Source organism: Sphingobium sp. (assembly GCF_041987595.1).
Lineage (GTDB): Bacteria > Pseudomonadota > Alphaproteobacteria > Sphingomonadales > Sphingomonadaceae > Sphingobium.
In genome coordinates, this window is sequence record NZ_JBHIWJ010000187.1 from 1 (window position 1) to 3,452 (window position 3,452).

The window sequence follows — 3,452 nt, forward strand, 5'->3', positions numbered from 1 at the left end:
CAAGGCTCTGTGTCGCGAACAGCACCGCCACATTCTTCTTTCGGAGCGTCTTCAGCCATTCCCGGATGCGCGCGGCGAAGAGCGGATCGTCAAACAGGCTCCAGGCCTCATCCAGGATCATCAGCGTCGGCCGGCCGTCAAAGCGCTGCTCGATCCGATGGAAAAGATAGGTGAGGACCGGAGCGGCCAGCCCTTTGCGCCCCATCAACGCCTCGGTTTCGAAACATTGGACATCGCGCTGCGCGAGGCGCTCCTCCGCGGCGTCCAGATATCCGCCATGGCTGCCATCCAGCATATAGGGCGCGAGCGCCAGCCGAAGGGCATTGGACTGGAGAAGAAGCGACAGGCCGGTCAGCGTCCGCTGTTCGACCGGGGCCGTTGCCAGGCTGGAGAGCGCCGACCAGAGCGCGTCCTTGATCTCGGGGGTCAGCAGCACGCCTTCCTGGGCGAAAATGCCGCCCAGCCACTCGGCCGCCCAACTGCGCTCGCTTTCCCTGTCGATGTTGCGCAATGGCTGGAAGGAAAGCAGATCGCCTTCCCCATCGCCGGCGCCCAGCGCATGGTGGCTGCCTCCCATGGCGAGCACCGCCGCGCGCGCCGAGCGGCCCATGTCGAACATGATGACACGGGCACCGGCATAACGGCGAAACTGGAAGGCGATGAAGGAAAGGAGAACCGACTTTCCTGCGCCGGTCGGGCCCACGACCATCATATGCCCAACGTCGCCGACATGGTTCGACAGGCGAAACGGCGTCGATCCGCTGGTTTTTGCCTGGAAGAGCGGCGGCCCGGCGAGGTGGCGATTGCCATGCGGTCCGGCCCAGACCGCGGAAAGCGGCATCAGATGGGCGAGGTTGAGGCTGTGCACCAGCGGCTGCCTTACATTGGCGTAGACCTGCCCCGGCAGGCCCGACAGCCACGCCTCGACCGCATTGACGGTTTCGCGGATGCAGGTGAAGCCAAGCCCGTTCACAACCCGCTCGACGGCCCGGACCTTGGCATCGACGGCAGTGGCATCGCGATCCATCACCGTGATCGTGGTGGTCAGATATCCGAAGGCGACATGATCGCCGCCGAGCGCCTGCAGGGCGAGGTCTGCGTCGATCACCTTGTTGTCGGCGTCGCTGTCGAGCAGCTGGGCCGGCTGATTGTACATCACCTCGCGCAGCAGCGCCGCGACCGATTTGCGCTTGTTAAACCATTGCCGCCGGAGCTTTGTCAGCGAGCGGGCGGCATCGCTCTTGTCGAGCGCGATGTAGCGCGTGACCCAGCGATAGCCGAAATTCTGGTGATTGAGGGCGTCGAGCAGGCCGGGTCTGCTCATATTGGGGAAAGCGAGCAGCGTCAGCGTACGGATGTGCTGCCCGCCAAGGCGCGGTTCGAGACCGCCGACAAGCGGCGTGTCCGCCAGCAGGCCGTCGAGATAGAAGGGCGTCTCGGGGACATGCACGCCATGATCCCGGTCTGACACGGCCGCATGCAGAAAGGTCAGGGTTGCGGCATCATCCAGCGGCTGGATTTCAGGCATGAAAGTGCTGAACAGATCGATGATCCGCCCTGTCTCGGCCATGAAGCCACCGAGCGCCTGACGCCAATCACGCTGCCTGACCTTCCCTTCGCGTTCGACAAGATGTCGTCCCGCCGCGTCGCTGGTGTCAGCAGGAGGCAGCCAGAGGAGGGTTGCGTGATATACGCTTTCGAAATGCTGCTCGTGAGACGCAAATTGCGCACGCCGTTCCTGATCCACGAGCCAGGAAGCAGGATCGCCGAACTTGCCTTCAGGATAACCCTGCGCTTCCCGTCGGTGGGCCTCGAAGAAAATCGCCCAGCCCGAACCGAGCCTTTTCAAAACATTATTCGCGCGCGCGCAGGTGGCAACCAGTTCCGCTTCCGTCGCGCTCTCAAGGTCTGGCCCACGGAAGCGGAATGTGCGCTGGAAACTGCCATCCTTGTTGAGGACCACGCCAGGCGCGACGAGCGCGGCCCAGGGCAGATGGTCGGCAATGCGATCGGCGCGGGACCGATATTCAGACAGGTTCAGCATGCCCAATATCCCTTCTGGCGTAGATGGCGAAGCAGGACGGGCGCAAAATCAGGATCGCGGCGGGTCGCTATGACCGCGATGCTGTGCCCGATGGCCCATGCCGCAATCCCGACCAGCCATATCTGAAGGCCAAGGGCGATCGCAGCGGCCAGCGTCCCGTTGACGATCGACAGGCCACGAGGCGCCCCGCCCAGCAAAATGGGCGAGGCGAGGCTCGCATGGATGGGGACCTCGAAGCCTTCGATCGCGCTCATGCCACGAGCGCCCCGCCGCCGAAGCTGAAGAAGGAAAGGAAGAAGGAGGATGCGCCAAAAGCGATGGAAAGGCCGAAGACGATCTGGATCAGGCGGCGAAAACCGCCTGAGGTCTCACCAAAGGCAAGCGTGAGCCCGGTCGTGATGATGATGATCACGGCGACGATCTTCGCCACTGGTCCCTGCACCGACTCCAGCACCTGTTCGAGCGGCTGCTCCCAGGGCATGCCGGAGCCGGCGGCGTGTGCGGCGGCCGAAGCCATGGCAAGGCCAGCGGCAAGCATGATGGCGACGGACCCGGCGCCGCGAAGGACGGCTGGTTGGGGGAATGATATTCTGGTCATAAAGCTAATCCTGCGGGGGTTGGAGGGACGAGGAGTTCGGTGAGCCGATAGCCGCCCTGCGTGTCGAGACCATCGACGCGCGCAAGGCTGGTGACGCGCCGCGACGCGCCGCGCCCGGACAGAAAGACGATGAGGTCGATGGCATCGGCGATAAGGGCGCGCGGAACCGTCGCCACGGCTTCCTGCACCAGGCTCTCGATGCGGCCGAGCGCAGCGGCAGACCCATTGGCATGGACAGTCGCAATCCCGCCGGGGTGACCTGTATTCCAGGCCTTGAGCATATCGAGGGCTTCGGCTCCCCTTACTTCCCCAACGATGATCCGGTCGGGCCGCAACCGGAGCGTGGAACGCACTAGGTCAGTCATGGTGACGATGCCCGCCCGCGTGCGCAGCGCCACGGTATCGACCGAGGGGCTTTGCAATTCGCGCGTGTCTTCGATGAGGATCAGCCGTTCCTCGCTCGCCCCGATCTCACCCAGCAGGGCATTGGCGAGGGTCGTCTTTCCTGAACTAGTGCCGCCGGCGACAAGGATGTTCCACCGCTCATGTACCGCGCGACGCAAAAGCGCCGCAGCGGTATGGCTGATGATGCCATCGCTGACATAATCGTCCATGCTGTAGGGCCGGGATGCCGGCTTGCGGATCGCGAAGCAGGGGCCGACCGCGACCGGCGGCAGGATCGCCTCGCGCGTGTAGTTGTTGATCATGTTGATGATCTCCGCGCGGTCGGCGTCCGGCAGCTTGTGGAAGTGGTAGTGGTACTTCTGGTGCAGGACGTCCTCGGTGATGTGCAGGCACTCCTCCGTCACG

At 64.0% G+C, this 3,452-nt stretch carries 4 protein-coding genes; all 4 read right to left on the reverse strand.

The genetic code is table 11. The features are described from left to right. The coding region (trbE, locus tag ACFC3J_RS22540; protein WP_375198154.1) for a conjugal transfer protein TrbE at positions 1–2,044 on the reverse strand (2,044 nt) is incomplete at its 3' end. Then, entirely contained in the window at positions 2,038–2,298 is a 261-nt protein-coding gene (locus tag ACFC3J_RS22545) for a VirB3 family type IV secretion system protein (protein ID WP_375198155.1), read from the reverse strand. The genes trbE and ACFC3J_RS22545, both read right to left, overlap by 7 nt. Then, a complete protein-coding gene (locus tag ACFC3J_RS22550; protein ID WP_037482814.1) occupies positions 2,295–2,582 on the reverse strand; it encodes a TrbC/VirB2 family protein in 288 nt (95 codons plus the stop codon). Before ACFC3J_RS22550 ends, ACFC3J_RS22545 begins: the two co-directional genes overlap by 4 nt. Before the next feature lie 56 nt (positions 2,583–2,638). Then, on the reverse strand, positions 2,639–3,452 hold an 814-nt coding region (locus ACFC3J_RS22555), incomplete at its 5' end, for an ATPase, T2SS/T4P/T4SS family (RefSeq protein WP_375198156.1).